At 33.2% G+C, this 16,103-nt stretch carries 18 protein-coding genes and 1 tRNA gene; 5 read left to right on the top strand and 14 right to left on the bottom strand.

The window, feature by feature from the left end:
* Nucleotides 1–7: 7 nt before the first annotated feature.
* A complete protein-coding gene (locus H6622_12465; GenBank protein MCB9062325.1) occupies nt 8–1,828 on the bottom strand; it encodes a DUF2779 domain-containing protein in 1,821 nt (606 codons plus the stop codon).
* Between the two features lie 23 nt (nt 1,829–1,851).
* Here H6622_12465 and H6622_12460 point away from each other — a divergent pair, with 23 nt between their 5' ends.
* Both H6622_12460 and H6622_12455 read left to right on the top strand, forming a co-directional pair.
* Nucleotides 1,852–3,114, top strand: coding sequence for an IS21 family transposase (locus tag H6622_12460; protein MCB9062324.1), 1,263 nt, complete (start codon nt 1,852–1,854; stop codon nt 3,112–3,114).
* A complete protein-coding gene (locus tag H6622_12455) occupies nt 3,111–3,866 on the top strand; it encodes an ATP-binding protein (protein ID MCB9062323.1) in 756 nt (251 codons plus the stop codon). The genes H6622_12460 and H6622_12455 overlap by 4 nt, the downstream gene beginning before the upstream one ends.
* 188 nt (nt 3,867–4,054) lie before the next feature.
* Here the strand turns inward: H6622_12455 and H6622_12450 are convergent, their stop codons facing one another.
* The 6 genes from H6622_12450 to H6622_12425 all read right to left on the bottom strand — a co-directional run bounded on the left by H6622_12450 (nt 4,055) and on the right by H6622_12425 (nt 6,822).
* Nucleotides 4,055–4,369 carry a hypothetical protein gene (locus H6622_12450; GenBank protein ID MCB9062322.1) on the bottom strand — a complete coding sequence of 105 codons (315 nt, stop codon included), beginning with the start codon at nt 4,367–4,369 and terminating at the stop codon, nt 4,055–4,057.
* On the bottom strand, nt 4,353–4,679 hold the full coding sequence (locus tag H6622_12445; GenBank protein ID MCB9062321.1) for a type II toxin-antitoxin system RelE/ParE family toxin: 327 nt from the start codon (nt 4,677–4,679) through the stop codon (nt 4,353–4,355). Before H6622_12445 ends, H6622_12450 begins: the two co-directional genes overlap by 17 nt.
* 116 nt (nt 4,680–4,795) lie before the next feature.
* Complete coding sequence (locus H6622_12440; GenBank protein MCB9062320.1) at nt 4,796–5,155, bottom strand: hypothetical protein; 360 nt, start codon at nt 5,153–5,155, stop codon at nt 4,796–4,798.
* A gap of 24 nt (nt 5,156–5,179) precedes the next feature.
* Entirely contained in the window at nt 5,180–5,821 is a 642-nt protein-coding gene (locus tag H6622_12435) for a helix-turn-helix transcriptional regulator (protein ID MCB9062319.1), read from the bottom strand.
* 335 nt (nt 5,822–6,156) lie between these two features.
* Nucleotides 6,157–6,232 (bottom strand) — tRNA-Ala (locus tag H6622_12430).
* A 77-nt stretch (nt 6,233–6,309) separates the two neighbouring features.
* Nucleotides 6,310–6,822: a DUF2227 family putative metal-binding protein gene (locus H6622_12425; GenBank protein MCB9062318.1), complete on the bottom strand. Its 513-nt coding sequence runs from the start codon at nt 6,820–6,822 to the stop codon at nt 6,310–6,312.
* 70 nt (nt 6,823–6,892) lie between these two features.
* On the opposite strand from H6622_12425, the gene H6622_12420 reads away from it, so the two are divergent.
* Nucleotides 6,893–8,263, top strand: a complete 1,371-nt coding sequence (locus H6622_12420; GenBank protein MCB9062317.1) for an HAD-IG family 5'-nucleotidase — start codon at nt 6,893–6,895, stop codon at nt 8,261–8,263.
* Between the two features lie 11 nt (nt 8,264–8,274).
* On the opposite strand, the gene H6622_12415 is transcribed toward H6622_12420, so the two are convergent.
* The 3 genes from H6622_12415 to H6622_12405 all read right to left on the bottom strand — a co-directional run bounded on the left by H6622_12415 (nt 8,275) and on the right by H6622_12405 (nt 10,810).
* Nucleotides 8,275–8,913 (bottom strand): GNAT family N-acetyltransferase, encoded by a 639-nt coding sequence (locus H6622_12415; protein MCB9062316.1) that lies wholly within the window; start codon nt 8,911–8,913, stop codon nt 8,275–8,277.
* A 76-nt stretch (nt 8,914–8,989) separates the two neighbouring features.
* Nucleotides 8,990–9,391, bottom strand: coding sequence for a hypothetical protein (locus tag H6622_12410; GenBank protein ID MCB9062315.1), 402 nt, complete (start codon nt 9,389–9,391; stop codon nt 8,990–8,992).
* A gap of 150 nt (nt 9,392–9,541) precedes the next feature.
* Nucleotides 9,542–10,810 (bottom strand): ISL3 family transposase, encoded by a 1,269-nt coding sequence (locus H6622_12405; protein MCB9062314.1) that lies wholly within the window; start codon nt 10,808–10,810, stop codon nt 9,542–9,544.
* A 42-nt stretch (nt 10,811–10,852) separates the two neighbouring features.
* Between H6622_12405 and H6622_12400 the strand changes: the two genes are divergently transcribed.
* The gene (locus H6622_12400; GenBank protein ID MCB9062313.1) at nt 10,853–11,116 is read left to right on the top strand and encodes a hypothetical protein; all 264 of its coding nucleotides are present in this window, start codon (nt 10,853–10,855) and stop codon (nt 11,114–11,116) included.
* A 19-nt stretch (nt 11,117–11,135) separates the two neighbouring features.
* Here the strand turns inward: H6622_12400 and H6622_12395 are convergent, their stop codons facing one another.
* From H6622_12395 to H6622_12380, 4 genes are all read right to left on the bottom strand, one after another.
* Entirely contained in the window at nt 11,136–12,038 is a 903-nt protein-coding gene (locus tag H6622_12395) for a hypothetical protein (GenBank protein ID MCB9062312.1), read from the bottom strand.
* Between the two features lie 214 nt (nt 12,039–12,252).
* Entirely contained in the window at nt 12,253–13,149 is an 897-nt protein-coding gene (locus H6622_12390) for a hypothetical protein (protein MCB9062311.1), read from the bottom strand.
* Nucleotides 13,150–13,247: 98 nt separating this feature from the next.
* Nucleotides 13,248–14,075, bottom strand: a complete 828-nt coding sequence (locus H6622_12385; protein ID MCB9062310.1) for a glycosyltransferase — start codon at nt 14,073–14,075, stop codon at nt 13,248–13,250.
* Nucleotides 14,068–14,997 (bottom strand): aldo/keto reductase, encoded by a 930-nt coding sequence (locus H6622_12380; GenBank protein ID MCB9062309.1) that lies wholly within the window; start codon nt 14,995–14,997, stop codon nt 14,068–14,070. Before H6622_12380 ends, H6622_12385 begins: the two co-directional genes overlap by 8 nt.
* A 74-nt stretch (nt 14,998–15,071) precedes the next feature.
* Here H6622_12380 and H6622_12375 point away from each other — a divergent pair, with 74 nt between their 5' ends.
* On the top strand, nt 15,072–16,103 hold the full coding sequence (locus tag H6622_12375) for a hypothetical protein (GenBank protein MCB9062308.1): 1,032 nt from the start codon (nt 15,072–15,074) through the stop codon (nt 16,101–16,103).

Raw genomic sequence — 16,103 nt, 5'->3', positions numbered from 1 at the left:
CACCATTTTAAGCCGCTGCTTTACCATTTAATTCAGCCCTGAGCATCTCTCTCCATCCCTCAAAAATCATAACCATCGCAAGAGTATCAAGCTCACAATATTTGAGTAGGGCCTTTGTCAATTCATCTTTTTCGTAGTCTGTTATTTCGGTGAACTGCATTTTTCCGTAGGCGGTTAGTGCAGCACCACCATTTCTCAATTCGTCATCCTCAGACAGAATATTCATATTCTTGTCAGAAGCATCTTGAAACATTTTTGGAAGACGCTTATAGGGATCAACAATTTCTCCATCTTTAGTCTCAATCCACTTCCAATTTTCAAAATTCAGACTCTTTATTCCATCCGATGATCCATATATAGGTTTTGAGTACTTTTCCTTTAAATAGTCTGAGCTATTCAAAATTGCTGGTAGGACGTATTTAATCGAGTTAGAACCGTTAGTATAAGGATCATAATAATAGCGTTTTACTAAATCCCACATATCAACCATACATCTGTTACCTTCCCACTGTTCAGAACTTGAACCAACAGACTTCGTGATACTTTTTATAAATGAACATAAATCTTCTCTATCAGGAATATCTTTAACATCTTCACATAGCTGACGATAAATTAGGTTAAGATATGTATTCTCATGAGGGGCATACCTAAAAATCGTTCCCTCATCTCCTTCCAATTGCCTTTTTAGTTCTCTTACAAAGTCATAGTTAGGAAATTGGCCACGCTCAGTATTCAAATATTGACCAACGTGCTCAACTCGGCCGTCTTTATAAACAATATGGTGAGAGAATTGAAAAGCAACTCCTTCATAAGGGCGTCTTCCCTTATTAAAGGGTATCGCGACTGCCGTTGTTTCAAAGTCTATAAAGTGAAGTGGATATTTGAATTTTTTAAATTCTTCATTCATTCCCCAAGCATCGAAAAATGGTGTTTCATCCTTCTTCTGACATTTTTCAACTTGAAGCCATTGTCTTTCACTGGCAGATATTCCGCCTTTCTTATCTGGGGAAGGAGATATATCGGCCTCTTCTATTTCAGATATCTTTATTTTGCCATCTTGGATTAGATTATCTTTTCTTCTAAAGCTCCAAATATCAAGAACAGTTGCTTCATTAAAATCAGCATCAGTCCATTTCAAAGCTGTTTTCCAACATTCTTTGAAACCATTTTTCAAACCATTTGATTCATCCTCTTTTGAGCATTGAAACTCACAACCAGAACATTTCGAGCCTATTTCAGAGACAATTTTTTCATCAGACTCATATTTAGATGCCAAGAACTCAATATTTTCAAAAAAATCAGTTTCATTCTCTTTACTGTCTTTACCTTCATAGATCAGTTGAATTTCATCTTCGACTGAGACTTGAACAAGTAGTTTATTCTTTAAATCTTCAGCCGTGAGTGTTGTAGAAACCTTAATGCCTTTTCTATTTGATTCGTCTCTTACAATTTGAAACTTTTGATTAAGACCATCAGTGCCGCAAACGGCAGTTTTATCTGCCATCATAAGGTAAGAACTGATACTAGAGTCAGGAAAGGCACTCGCTAGCACATGCCTCTGGAATGCAATGTCATACAAATAAGGCTTCCAATTAGACTTAATCGTTCCGTTCTTATTCAAAAATGGATCTTCTGATTCAGAATCGAATGACTTGGCCTTTACCTCTATAAGGTCAAAGTGATTGCCTTTTTTAACAAGAACATCAATTCTTACAAAAAGATTATTGAACCTAATAGCTGGTTCATAAATAATGTAAATTTTAATTGAATAATCCCCAAAAATTACATTTGAAAATTCCCCACGCATAGCAGTGTACAATGTAAACACTAACAATTTTCATGGAGGAATAAATGTTAAGTGTAAAGGTTTGGGGAATGATCAGAAATCTAAAAAATAATGGATTGAATATATCAGAGATATCTAGAAATCTTAATTTTGACAGAAAGACTGTACGAAAATTACTAAATAGTGAAACACCTCCACAAGGATATAGTAGAAAAAAATCAGCCTCAAAATTAGATGACTATAAAACCTATATTGACGGTAGACTTCAAAAATATAATTTAACAGCTAAAAAACTATTCAAAGAAATCAAACAACAAGGATATTCCGGTGAATATGTAATTGTTAGTAAGTATGTAAAAACAATTAAGGACAAACATCGGGCAAAAGCAGTTCTCTTATTTGAAACTTTACCGGGAGAGCAGGCCCAAGTTGATTGGGGATACTTCGGAAAATTATATGATCAGGATTTAAAAAAAGATGTTCGATTATGTTGTTTCGTGATTGTACTAGGTTTTTCGAGAACAAAATTTATTCATTTTTTTGATGGCGACAATACTGAAAATTTTTTAATGGGCCATAATAAATCTTTTGAATATTTTGGTGGACATACAAAAGACATTCTTTACGATAATTTAAAATCAGTTGTGATTAGAAGAGCTTTTAGGGTCACAGATTCAGAGTTTAATAAAAGATTTATGGAGTTTGCTGGTTATTATGGTTTTAATCCAATTTTAGCACGCCCTTATAAACCTAATACCAAAGGAAAAGTTGAAAACACTGTTAAATATGTTCGAACTTCATTTTTTGATGGGGAAACATTTAAATCACTGAAGGACCTCAACAGTAAGGCCTTAGACTGGTTAAATGAAGTTAATAATCAGGTTCATTCAACAATAAAAGAAAAACCATTTGATAGATTAAAGCATGAAAACTTAATAACAGTTGAAAATAAATATTTTGATCTATCAAAAATATATTATCGAAAAGTTTTTATTGATTCTCATTTTAATTTATTTTCAAAAAAATATTCAGTTCCCTATCAATACGTAAACAAAGAAGTCGCAATAAAATTGAGTGAAGAAAATATAATTGTTTATTATCGAGAAAAAATTATTGCTGAACATACCATAAACGAATTAGGAACTATTTATATAACTAACCCGGAACATTTAGATGGACTTGCAGAAAAACGATATGGTTCTGGTTATCGCCCAAAAATTAAAGAAAGCAAAAAAACTAATAATGAGATTCATACTGTTTCTGGCGTCGATTTAAATATCAATGTTGAAGAAAGAGACTTAAATTTTTATCAAGGAGTATTACAATGAACTTTTCCTATGAAAGACTTAATCAAAATTTAGAGGCATTAAAGCTGACAAAAATTTCTGAAATTTTAGATAATTATCTAGAACGAGCAGTAAAAGAGCAAGCATCAATAACAGAAGCATTAGATTATCTAGTGAATGAAGAAAGATGTCACAAGGATGAAAAATCGCTTAAAATGAGAACAAATGTTGCGGGATTCCCTTATCGGAAAACATTTGAACAATTTGATTTTAATTATCAACCTTCTATTGATGTAAAAACCATAAATGAACTGAGGACAATGCGTTTTGTAGAAAATGGAGAGAACGTAATACTACTAGGGCCACCAGGTGTTGGAAAAACTCATTTATCAATAGCTCTCGGAATGGATGCCGTTAGAAACAAATATAGTTGTTACTATATGAATTGCCACGAATTGATCACAGCACTTAATAGATCACAGTTTGAAAATAATTTAGCAACGAAACTAAAAACATTAACCAAGTACAAAGTTCTAATTATCGATGAAGTAGGCTATCTACCATTTGATAAACAAGGGGCAAATCTGTTTTTTCAATTAATATCAAAACGATATGAAAAGCATTCAATAATATTAACCTCTAATAAAAGCTTTTCTGAATGGGGTAGTATTTTTGGAGACAATGTAATTGCATCTGCTGTTTTAGATAGACTTTTACATCACTGTACAGTTGTGAATGTTAAAGGTGAAAGCTATCGATTAAAGGACAGAAAAGATCAATTAAAAAGAAATTAATATATTTTTTACTTAGTAGTGGGGAATTTTCAATTAAAATTGACATTTTCGGTTTTTTGCATTTTGCCTCCTTTCACCCTGGCCAAAGGCAATGAAGGAGGCTGAAATGCAAAAGCTAAATAATTTCGACACAATATATAAAAAAACAAATATGGGTAAGGACTTTAGTTAAAAATGTACTTTCTATGTCATGCAACTTCACTTGAGTCAGGTGCTTCAAGAGTGAGTTTCACTTTTAAATGAAAAACTTTATCAATGAGCTTAGAGAGCTTATCAGCACTCCATTTATGCCTTTTCGCCACAAAATCTGAGACTCCTTGAATAGAGACTTCAGCCTTATTTGCAAAGTTCTGTAGTCCCATTGCTTTAATTGTTTCGCGTAGGGCTTCATCAACAGAAAGACCTTCGCTTTCGACAATATCAAGCAAATAGCCTTGAGCATATTCAAGGTTTTCAAATTTGCCTGCTAATACTTCGTCATAGCTTTTATTTCTGTTTGCCATAATTACTCCAATACTCTTTAGCTTTTTTAATGTCTCTGCTTTGAGTTCCTTTATCTCCACCGACTAAAAGAAGAATAAGTTTGTCTCCATCTTCACCAAAGTACACCCTTAACCCAGGGCCGTGAGGAATCTTTATTTCAAAGACACCATCCTTTAAACTTTTAATCGACTTTTTAGCACCGCCTTGGGCGACTCTTTGGATTAAACGGTCAACTTTAAGTTGGCTGGCCATATCCAAATTATTAACCCACTCAAGGAAAGGTGCTTTATCATTTTCCGTCACATAGTAGTCTATCTTCTTCGTTGCCATCCATGCTCCTTTCTTAAAACTACTAAAATATTAGAAGTTTGTCAAGGTCGTGTCTTAAGTTATTAAAAACAGAGGGAAAAATGACATTTCCCTCTGTAGGTTTACGACAAGTAAGCTTAAACATTTGCTGCTACCTTAAGCCTAGAGTTTACTGATATAAATTCTCCTAGTTGTCCGAGGTAAAGCATCTCTTTCCACTTATTGTCAGAAACTTTGCCTTTTTTCTTTTCCCAAAGTTTACGAAGACGCTTTTCTTCATGTGACCAAGTGACAGTTTTCAACTGAAGCGATTCGATATCCTCTTTTTCGACCTTTTCTAAAAAGTAGCCGATCAAAGTATCAAAAGTTACCTTTCCGCAGTCTTCAGTTTTGTTTACTTTCTCCAAGAACTTTGTCACATCGCCCTTGGTTTTCTCTTTAACTCGAATAGAAGTGTAGTTGTAATTTTTCTTTGTTGATGATTCTGTATTCTTCATTTTTGAAACTCCTTAATTTGATATTTATGCTTTAAATGTTGTTAGTAATGGGTAAACAGCTTTAAGCTTTTCTTCTGAAAGCCCTTTGATGATTTCCATACATTCTTCCTGAATGTCTGTGACAAATCGCTCTGACTTCATGTGATATTCAAAGTCTTTCATTGTGATGCCATAGGACTTCACAATGTGCTGGATTCTTGAACTTGGGATTTCAACTCGTCCATTCTCAATGTGTCCAATTGCAGTCTTATGGTATTTACAAAGAAAACTTGCTTGATACTGAGTTACACCTTTTAGTTTACGCAAAACCTGAAGAGCCCTTACTTCTTTGGTAATATTCTTCTTGTAACTTCTTCTAAGCTTATTGTTCTCAATTACCTTTTTCGCTTTAGGACTAAGGTTTCTTTTAACTTGCTCAACTCTTCCTTCAACAAGTAATTCAAAGTTTGCAATAGAGAATCCATAGTTTTTGATAAATTGACTAACAAGTGCAGGTGTTAGCTCAACAAAACCGTTTTCTATTTTCTCTAATTGCTTGGCATTTTTTTCGACAAGAATAGCTTCCTGTTTGCGATCTAAGTTTAAAATTTCGCGCATCTTCCTTAGTGCGAATGTTTCAGGCAGCATAATTTTCTGTCTACTTCTTGGCATTTTAGTTTGTTCCATTCTTTCTCCTTTTTTGTTAAAAGCTTTTGCTTTTTGAGATTTAGAATGGCCCTCTGCCAGCAGTTCACTGGTTTAGAAAAGCGACGTTTCTGCCAGTGTTATGCGACAAAGTAAACTCTCGAAAACAAACGCATTTGAAACTCAAATTGCGAATTTGAAATCTCCAAAAATCGCTTGCGAATTGCTCTAGGCACTACTCTAGGCAACTCTAGGCGAAATCGAGTAATTTTATGTAATCTCAAGTAACATCAAAAGAAGCGGTTAAACGTAACTATTGGAAACTATTCTGTTTTTAATTCAAATAGTTATGACCAATTTTAAAAATCTTAAAAAAATGGTGGACCGAACAGGGATCGAACCTGCGACCCCAACGCTGCCAGCGTTGTGCTCTCCCAACTGAGCTACCGGCCCACATTTTTTTGAATACGGGCAATCTATAGAAAATATCAACATTTAGCAAGGTTTTATTTCAGACAAACAATAGTCCCTTAAAAGCGCATTTTTCTTAAAAAGCGATTTCTAAAATCAGTAATTTGATCTAGGAAGATATGACAAAGATCGGCCAGAAGCATTCCAATATAAGGCCAAACAATGAGTTTGTATTTTTCTTCTGAGTAATCAAAATTTTTTAGAAATTTCCATAGAGAGGCCATATATTTTTCAGCAGATTGTTCTATATATCCCATTTTATTTAAGATAAAAGTCATCACTCCAAAGAATACAACACCGTATAGAATTCTAGACAATGTGCCCCAAAAAATCATATGCGAAATGCCGCGATGCTTAAACATAATAGAATATGGGTATAAAATAAATCGAAGGACATGAGTTCTTTTTTTAGGCATGACATCTGTGTCAGGAGAAAAAATAAGAGTTGCAAAGAGCCAACCAGCAGTGAATGCCAATACAAGATTAATTGATCTCTCAAGGCCTAGGAGAATTCCAGTACAAATTGCTCCAATAAACAAAGAGAATTTATCATGAGTTTTACCATTTGCCACCTTCTGTTGCCCCCTTTCAAACGCTCTGCTATATTTTAACTTGGTTTGTACCGCAAAAAAAAGAGGAAATATGAGCGTTTATGTAAACCGCACTTTGAATATGAAAAAAATAAAAGTCATCGGATTTGATATGGATTACACGTTAGTTCGTTATCACTCAGAAGAGTTTGAAAAGAAGGCCTATGAGTTTGCAGTAAAGAAGTTAATTGAGAAAAAAAACTATCCAAAAGAATTATCAGAATATGTCTTTAATTATCGTCAAGTTATTCCTGGCCTTGTGATTGATAAACGACATGGAAATCTACTTAAGCTCAGTTTGTATGGAAAAGTAAAGATGTGTTATCACGGTTTAGAGCGTATAAGTTTTAAACAACAACAAGAGCTTTATCGAAGTTTAGTTATAGATCTAAATGATCCAGATATGATGAGTTTAGATACTTTATTTTCTATTTCAGATGGAGTTTTATATTCGAATTTAATAGATCTAAAGACTAAAGGTTTTAATCTACCATCTTTTAACAAAATTGCCGATGATGTAAGAGAATGTGTTGATCTAGTCCACAGGGATGGTTCCTTAAAAGGCTTAGTAAAGAAGGATATAAAAAAATATATAATTCAAGAACCACAACTTGTAGATTCTCTTGAGGCCTATAAAAGACACGGAAAAAAACTTTTAGTAATAACTAACTCGGAATACGACTATTGCAAAGTTTTACTAGATTTCACGATCAATCCATTTTTAACTGACCATAAACATTGGAGTGAACTATTTGAGCTAGTGATAACAAAATCCTCTAAACCAGATTTTTTCACAAAGAATTTACAATTTTTAAAAATCGAACCAGAATCTGGATTGATGTCAAATGTTGATTTACACAAATTGGAAAATGGAATTTATCAAGGAGGTTCATCGATTAGACTAGAGGAGGACCTAGGATTAATCGGTGAAGAGATTCTCTATATTGGCGATCATATTTATGGAGATGTAGTTACAATTAAGAAAACTTCAAACTGGCGTACAGCGCTTGTACTTGATCCTCTTGAGGAAGAAGTTGGTTGTTTGACACAAGCAAAGGTTTTTTTAGAGAAGATCGATGAGCTCATGAAGGTAAAGAGTAGGCATGAAAAAAAATTAAATGACATCTATAAGATAGATAAAGAAAAATCTGATAATAATGATTACAAGAAAATTTTGTCACAAATTGAAGAAATTGATCGTGAAATAGCAAATAACATTAGTTTATATAATAAGATTTTTAATCCGTATTGGGGAGAATTAATGAGAGCGGGTCAAGAAGAAAGTCGAATGGCCGGGCAAGTTGAGAAGTATGCTTGTATTTATATGGCAAAAGTTTCAGATTTAATGAATTGTTCTCCTAGGACATATTTTAGGCCATACAAAAGAATATTGCCTCATGAAAGAATGGTACTTGGCAAATAAAAGAGACATTTTTATTTTTCTGGATGAGGAAAAGTGCAGAAATAATATGATTCATTATTATAGTCTTTAAACTCACTTATGTATTCAAGACCTAGATCTTTCCATATATGTGTTGATCGTTTATTTCTGGCCTTAATCGTTACGGCAATTTCATCTTTAGGAATATGTTTTAAAACTAATTGTAACAGAGTTTTTGAAGCTATTTTACCAAGACCATGTCCTCTAAAATGGGGATGAATTGCAATACCTAGGGAGGTATCTCCAAAATTGACATGTGCAATGCTGACAACTCCAATTTCTTTATCCAATTTTTTAGAATAAATGACAAATCCAAGGAGTTCACCTGCCTTAAATACAACGCCAGTTTTGTATTTTTTAAATTTTTCTTTAATGGTGCCATCAAAATCAGTGACACTAACAAGATAGGAGTTAAAATCTTCTAAAGACACTGAATCTCTAATCGTCTCATAAACCGGAACCATTTTCTGCATTGGGCGAATGTAAATATCGTGATTTAAAGTAAATCCTTCATTTGAAAATTTAACCTCATTATGGATTGATATTAATTTTTGGCATTCATTTGCATGAATGAGAAAGGGCAAAAATAATAAAGTTAATAGATATGAAAAATTCATATCTTCTTTTAACATAAAATATTAACAAATTTCTGAATTTTGTTAGAATTACATACCAACTAATTCTTAATTTAAGTAATTTTTTAGAATTCTAGATTGAATCATCAATACACCAAACTTCGAGTTTGTCTCTGCCTTGGCCGAAGATAGTTGAATTTTGCACCACTTGCATATAGCTAAAATCATCTGTTTTAAGAAATTCTGATTCAATCACAGAATAATCCTCAAAAGTCCCTTCATTCACTCGCATTACAAAGGTTCTGTTGTATTGATCATATAGAAATACCTCTAAGAAATACTTTTTCCCGTCAAAAGAATCTAAATAAACTCGATGGGCCTCGCCGTTATCTTTAAGTCTATAGCTATTAAAACGAAAGAGTTCATAAGTTTTTGATGTTTCCTTGTCGGTAGAGAAGCATGAAATAAGTCCATCGTCCGCATATAATGATGACATCAAAAAAGTTGAAATTAGTATTATAAATATTCTCTTCATAAAAAACTCCCTTTATAAAGGTATCAATCAATATATCGTTTTTTGAATTATATTCAATTAACATTAGACTCTTCTATAATAGTTATACAAAGCTTGAGAAAACGTCCAAATTCTTTACACTTTACGGCCTCTCTAACAAAAAAGTTGAAGTTATTGAAAATTCATTGGTACCCACTTAGAGTTCAAAAATCCGCATACTTGGAGGATTTTAAGCTTAAAATACTGCATATTCCTATAACCATAAGCTCTTTTCTTTATTGTTTTGATGACGTTGTTTATTCCTTCTGAAAGTGATGAGGTAACAGGGTATTTGAAGTAGTTTCTGAATGTATCCCATCCATCATCAAACGTTTTCCACCATTTTTTTAGTTCATAGAAGATCCCTGCTTGATTTATCCATTCCCCCATCTCTTCAAACTTTGCTCTTGCTTCCGGAGCTGAAGCAGATTCAAATATCTGGTGCATACCTTCTTTAATGAGTTCTAGGTAAACAAAATATTCATTATCTCTCATGACTTCCCGAATATGCCGGTTCTCAGCTTTTGTTCTTCGATCAGATTTTTTAGTGAATAACTGTTTAAATTTGCCACGAGTCAGTCTCTTTTGTTCTCCTTTGCACATGTGCTCATTTAACCACTGTCTCTCACTATTAATATAGTTTTGAAACGTCTGCATGATATGAAAACGATCCCATACAAAAATAGCGTTGGGACAGTTCTCTTTCACGCTAAGTTTATATCCATCAAACTGATCTGCCGCTACAACTTCAATCTCTTCACAGCGCTCTTTTCCCATGACATGAAAAAACTCATTAAGTGCTTCTTTAGAGCGGCTTTCAGACACCCAAATAACCCTCCTAGTGTCCAAGTCACAGATTATCGTGAAAAAGCGTTTATCCCTGGACTCTTTGGCATGATACTTTTTCTTTCTGGCATAGACTTCGTCTACACAAATCCTCCTGACCTTTGGGATCTTGTAGTGTTGAAACATCCGCTTCATTCTTTTAAAATCAAACCGCCACATACTCATAGGATCATTGCCAGTGAACTCAGCGGCCCGAGAGACTGGAGTAATCTCACAAAGACGTCCTAACCACCAAGCATATTCCTCGGTTACGTGCGGAGTCTCCTCAGAGATCCAGTCAATTTTAGAAGTTCTAATTTTTTTACAATTACCGCATCGATGCTTAGTTCTTTTAAAGATGTAGTATCCCTTAAAACCATGAATATCCATTGTGCGAACTTTGACTTTATGCTCGCTAACTTTGGCTGCATCAAGCTCATGACAACACCTGGAACACTGTTTAACTTCACGTCCATCTTTGATAAATATCTCAATAAAGCCTTTATCTAACCACTCTTTAGTGTCTGTCACGTCAAAACCAGGGATGCAGTAACGGTGAATACGTCGTAAACTCATAGTTCAATCCTTTGAAAAATTAAGTATAAAGAGAGGATAACAATGAAGTTTAAATCGTATAAGAGAAAAGAAGGCCCATGTAGAATAGGGTCTATTGAGATGCCCAAATTAAGATTGAAACATTCAGATTTTTTTGAAGAAATAAGGGATCAAATTCCTGATAAAGATTATAAGGAATGGGAAGAAGATGCATTATTCTTTTTGTTTTTAAAACCTGAGATGGACCTGGACAACTTAAGACCTGAAAATATTGACGAGTATGCTGAGTCAATTATTGGTTTCCCTAAAATCAACTTTTTTGATTAAGATCCCACTTTACGATTAATTAATCGTTTATCCAATCTAGAAATCTATCAGTATAATCTTTGTTTTCGTCTCCAATTTTTTTCATTTTAAAAGCTATTTTTGGGAAAGTTGGGCCTATTGAGATTTTGGGACCGATTCTAGGAGAAACAATTATTAAATTTCCCGCTACACCTCCGCTTCCTTTCTGAGCAGAAATAGATGCGATATGAATGCCTACAATTCCAGTTAGATTAAAACCAATCCCTCTACCTCCATCATCAGTTCCAAACATTTTACCTAGAGCTGTATCACCATCTTCATCACCGTAGGTTACATTAACAAGTTGAGAAAGCTTTGCTTCAGCAGGTAAAAACACCCAAGTACATTCATATCCAAATCCCAATTTTACTAGTCCTCCTTGCCAGATGTGTGCGGTAATAATATCCTCAATTTCAATGATTTTATTGGTGTTTGGATCCTTAATCAAAATAGACATATCCCAAGTATCATTATCTATGAAAAAAGAGCCGTTGAATCCGCAAGTAGTTAGAGCGCCAGCAATTTTCAAATTTCCAAACTTTCCATCTCCATATACATTGCTTAGTTTATCAATTATATTTGAAATTTCACCATTTGAAAGATCTGAAACAGAAAGAATTTCATTAAGGTCATCTTTACTCATATATCTGTCTTGAAGTTCATATTTTCCTAAATATGAGTCAATTTTTTCCATTAATGATTTTTCTTTTTTAGTTGGTAAAGAAATTGGTGTTGGGTCTGTTACATTGTCAAAGCTATCGCTTTCATCTTGTGTTTGTGATGTAAGAGAAGTTGATACCTTTACACTTTCAAAACTTCCATTACTCTCAATATTTGAATTATCATTACATCCTACAAATACAAAAATCACAATCAGAAATAATGTTTTTATTTTTCGGTTCATTTTAAATCTCCAAGTTTTAGATTAAAAAAATAATAACTCAAATATTTATTCAAAAAGATATACAGGTGAATTTTTACATTATGTAATTTAATATGTTTAAAAATTGTAATCGTTCAATGATACCAAGAGCTTGGCCACAAAGAGGATTGTTCGCCCCAAGTAATTTAAGTACTTACTTTGAGACTAAATCAATCAACATCCTATACTTTTTGGATTATTCTGATTTATTTTCTGATTTAATTTCTGATTTGTTTTCTTCAGTTTCTTTGGGATCCTCAACCTTCGGAGGAGGTGTTGGTTTATGAATTTCATTTGTAGTTTCTGGTTTTTTTGCTACATTTCTCTGTTTGTTCCAAGATATTTGGAAGGTAAAAACGTCTGTTTGCCCACCTGAACCACCTGGATCAGAGGCCTGTAAGAGAGTACCAAAAGAAATGTCCAAGGGTCTATAAAGGATATCCATTCCAAAGTTTTTAGAGACATAAGATTCTACGGTCGTATCTTCAGTTGACGAGCCTACACTTGATGTTGTTGAGGCAACACCTCCCAAGTAAAAATTAAGCCCAAAAAACGGAACGAGTGTAAAATCACCTAAATCTATACCTGCTTGTAGACCAATTGGAAAACCATACTGAAACATGACGGTTGTTGTTGTGATATCTCCAATTAAGGAAGTACCAGTGCTTATAGTCGATGAGGAAATTTGTATAGGGAAGTTAAATCCTAAAAAGCCAATCAATGAAAATCTATCTTTTTTAAGCATTTGATATTCAAGATCTAATTGAATATTGAAACTGAAGGCAACAATATCCCCATTAATTGTTCCACTTTTTAAATCACCACTCATAATACTAACTCCACCACCAACATCGAGTGCGGCCTTTTCATTCGTCACATTTCTTCTACTAAAATTGAAACCAAAACCAGTCATTTCAAAAGCTGATGATTCTATTGAAATATAATTTGCAGTTGACTTAACATCTTCCATACCTACTTCAAAATTTGGACTTGGAATTGGTGCTGGGGCAACTTGAAAACTATTTGAGGATTCAGCGAACAATTTACTATTGATCAATATTAGTGAAATCACAAATATTTTTAATATGTACATAACTTTTTCCTTTTCTTAAATTTTAATCTTAAATGAGATTGCTAAAAAAGGAATATATTTTTCCTTAAGAAAAATTAATAATGTTCACAATAAAGGACTTATAAACTCAACTTTTGAATAATGTTCTCTATTTTTGATTTCATAATTAAATTACCATGCTTCATATATCCTTTTTGAAGGATATGACATTTATTTCGTAGTTCGCGTATTGTTTCATTTCTTTTTTCATCTTCTAAAGATAAACATCGCAACATTTTTAACATCGACTTAACTCTATACCAATCCATGGCCCTCAATTTTTGAGATAGTTGATCTTCATGTCCTCCATATTTTATGATAATTTGATCCTTAATAAGCCCAATATTGTATTGAGATGTAATTCTTAACCATAGATCATAATCTTCACAGACCTCAAAGTTCTCATCGAATAGACCTATTTCATTAAATAGACTCTTTTTAATCAGAACGGATGATGGACTAATAAAACAAAGTTTAAGACACCTCTCATATATATTTCCACCAAATTTTTGATGTTTTTTTTTCGGGTTAACTCTCTTGCCATTCCTGATCCAAATCTCTTCTCCGTGAACAAGCTGAATGGATGGATTTTCTTGTATGTATGTAATTTGCGAAGACAATCGAAATGGGAGCCACTCATCATCAGAGTCTAATAAAGCTATCCACTCACCTTTAGATTTTAGAATTCCAAGATTTCTAGCAGCTGAAACTCCCCTATTTTCTTGTTTGTAATAAAAAATCCTTTTATCTTGATAATTATAAATGACTCTATCAGTTTCGTCAGTTGAGCCATCATCAATAACGATAAGCTCAAAGTCCTTATAAGTTTGATTTAAAACTGAGTTTATTGCTCTATCAAGTACATGGGCCCTGTTAAATGTTGGAATGATCACACTAACTCTAGGCATTCATATTCCTGTCGACTATCGATAGACATTCATTAATTAAGGTTTGAGGAACATTTTTTTTAAGAGATATCAAAACTTCATCTAGTTGTTTTTGATTTCGAACTCCACACAAGACAGATTTTACTCTTTGATCTGAAAGGTTAAAAGCAATGGCCAGGTCAAGTCCTGAAAGTTCATATTTTTCTAGAAGAGGAAAGATTTCAGACATGGTTTTGAATTGCTTGTCTAAGGGAGAGCTCTTCCACCAAGGGGCCCATGAGCGACAATCTGACTTATCAAATTTTCTATTTTTATTAACTCTTCCTGTTATAATACCTTTTTCTAAAGTCCCCCAACTCATAAAGGCCTGAGTTTCATTTAATAGATCAAAATTTTCTCGCTTAAAAATATTTAACTCAGATTGAATAACCTCGATCTGACAAACCTCACTACCAAGTTTTAAATCCTCTAGATTTGTATTGCATAATCCAATATGTCTAATTTTTCCAGATTCTTTCATATTCTGAAAACATTCAAGCGTTCTTCTAATATCTATTTTTTGATCAGGCCAATGGACCATATAAAGATCTACATAATCACTCTGTAAATCTCTTAGGCTTTGTTCCAACATTTTTTTTGCACAATTAGGATCATTAGTCATATTAACGCGTTTATTTGGATGCCAAGTAACACCTGACTTTGAAATGATGAACACTTTTTCTCTTTTATCTTTAAAAGCTTGTCCAATTCGTTTTTCAGATTCTCCAAATCCATATATAGGTGCTGTATCATAAACCTTTACACCTCTTTCGTATGCATAATGAAGAAGTGAAATTGAATCACCTTCGTTGATATCTCCAAAACCATAGCCTCCACCATTTCCAGCAATACTTGCGCCACCAAAACTAAAAGGATTTTTACGGTCTTTAAAAATTTCAATCATTTAATACCCTCTGCCAAAAATGGTTAATTTGTATCGATGTTTACAGAATTTGACAACGGTAGTAAGAAAAGTGGATGGATTTATTAATCTTTGCTCACCGAGGTGAGGCCCACGCATTTTTACACCATTTCAATTTTTGTCATGTGGACAATTTTCTGGCCAATATATTTAGATCAGAAAAAATGCTATTGGCAATATGTGGCGAAGGTATTGATAATGCACAAATATACACGAGTGCGTGTTTAGCAAAGTTTCCCGAAATATCAAATGTTTTTTCTTTAGGAGTAGCAGGTTCATTGAATCATAAAATTTCTTCAAATGAAATAATCGAAGCAAGAACAATTTATGCTCAAAATGAATTTAAGTCTTATCAAACTGGCCAAGTAAGATCTCAATTCGATCTTATAAGCTCACCTTCAAGAATTTTGAATAAGGAAAGTGCACAGAAGCTCTCTTATTTTGCTGATGCTGTAGATAGGGAATCATATGGAGTTGCAAAAGCATCTTCTTTTTTTAAAACAAATTTTCGGGCCATCAAGGTTATTAGTGACTCACCACTTAAAAAGCAAACAAATATTTGTGATTTTGTAAAAGAGCAGGCGCTTATTTATTCTGATAAGTTACTCAAATATTATCTAAATTCTTATCTCCCAGAAAATAGTATCAAAGAAAATTCATATCAAATTATTTGTTTTATTGATGAACATTTTGCAAATTCATTTTATTTCACTTTTACTCTAGAAAAACAATTAAATGTGCTAGAAGAAAAGCTGGAGTTAAAAGGAATTGATAGATCTCAAATTGAAGAAGTTATCGTTTCTTTGTCCAAGAATGAAAAGAGACCAAAAGAGAGAACTTTAGAACTTATTAGTTGTTTGAAAGATCTCTTAAACCCTTTTGAAAAGACATTTAATCAAAAAGTGGAGAGCATTTTATCATCACTTAATGACCAATATACGAAGACAAGAATCAATAATAATTTAGAAAAAATAACTCTAGAGATGCATTCAAAAATTTCACATCCTCTACAATTGGACTGCCTTGTTCGTAGGTTGAAGAACTTTGATTGGAGTGAACTTGATCATGTTTTTGAAGGAAAAATTTGA

It is taken from the genome of Halobacteriovoraceae bacterium (genome assembly GCA_020635115.1).
Classification (GTDB): Bacteria; Bdellovibrionota; Bacteriovoracia; order Bacteriovoracales; family Bacteriovoracaceae; genus JACKAK01.
This window is presented reverse-complemented; position numbering and strand designations above follow the sequence as displayed.

Bases quoted from the DNA above. Each gene is read 5' to 3' on its own strand.
- H6622_12420 (MCB9062317.1), top strand. From the start codon at position 6,893: ATGAGCGTTTATGTAAACCGCACTTTGAATATGAAAAAAATAAAAGTC.
- H6622_12395 (MCB9062312.1), bottom strand. From the start codon at position 12,038: ATGAACCGAAAAATAAAAACATTATTTCTGATTGTGATTTTTGTATTT.
- H6622_12380 (MCB9062309.1), bottom strand. From the start codon at position 14,997: ATGATTGAAATTTTTAAAGACCGTAAAAATCCTTTTAGTTTTGGTGGC.
- H6622_12410 (MCB9062315.1), bottom strand. From the start codon at position 9,391: ATGAAGAGAATATTTATAATACTAATTTCAACTTTTTTGATGTCATCA.
- H6622_12435 (MCB9062319.1), bottom strand. From the start codon at position 5,821: ATGGAACAAACTAAAATGCCAAGAAGTAGACAGAAAATTATGCTGCCT.
- H6622_12375 (MCB9062308.1), top strand. From the start codon at position 15,072: ATGGATTTATTAATCTTTGCTCACCGAGGTGAGGCCCACGCATTTTTA.
- H6622_12415 (MCB9062316.1), bottom strand. From the start codon at position 8,913: ATGTTAAAAGAAGATATGAATTTTTCATATCTATTAACTTTATTATTT.
- H6622_12440 (MCB9062320.1), bottom strand. From the start codon at position 5,155: ATGAAGAATACAGAATCATCAACAAAGAAAAATTACAACTACACTTCT.
- H6622_12405 (MCB9062314.1), bottom strand. From the start codon at position 10,810: ATGAGTTTACGACGTATTCACCGTTACTGCATCCCTGGTTTTGACGTG.
- H6622_12390 (MCB9062311.1), bottom strand. From the start codon at position 13,149: ATGTACATATTAAAAATATTTGTGATTTCACTAATATTGATCAATAGT.
- H6622_12385 (MCB9062310.1), bottom strand. From the start codon at position 14,075: ATGCCTAGAGTTAGTGTGATCATTCCAACATTTAACAGGGCCCATGTA.
- H6622_12400 (MCB9062313.1), top strand. From the start codon at position 10,853: ATGAAGTTTAAATCGTATAAGAGAAAAGAAGGCCCATGTAGAATAGGG.
- H6622_12445 (MCB9062321.1), bottom strand. From the start codon at position 4,679: ATGGCAACGAAGAAGATAGACTACTATGTGACGGAAAATGATAAAGCA.
- H6622_12450 (MCB9062322.1), bottom strand. From the start codon at position 4,369: ATGGCAAACAGAAATAAAAGCTATGACGAAGTATTAGCAGGCAAATTT.
- H6622_12460 (MCB9062324.1), top strand. From the start codon at position 1,852: ATGTTAAGTGTAAAGGTTTGGGGAATGATCAGAAATCTAAAAAATAAT.
- H6622_12455 (MCB9062323.1), top strand. From the start codon at position 3,111: ATGAACTTTTCCTATGAAAGACTTAATCAAAATTTAGAGGCATTAAAG.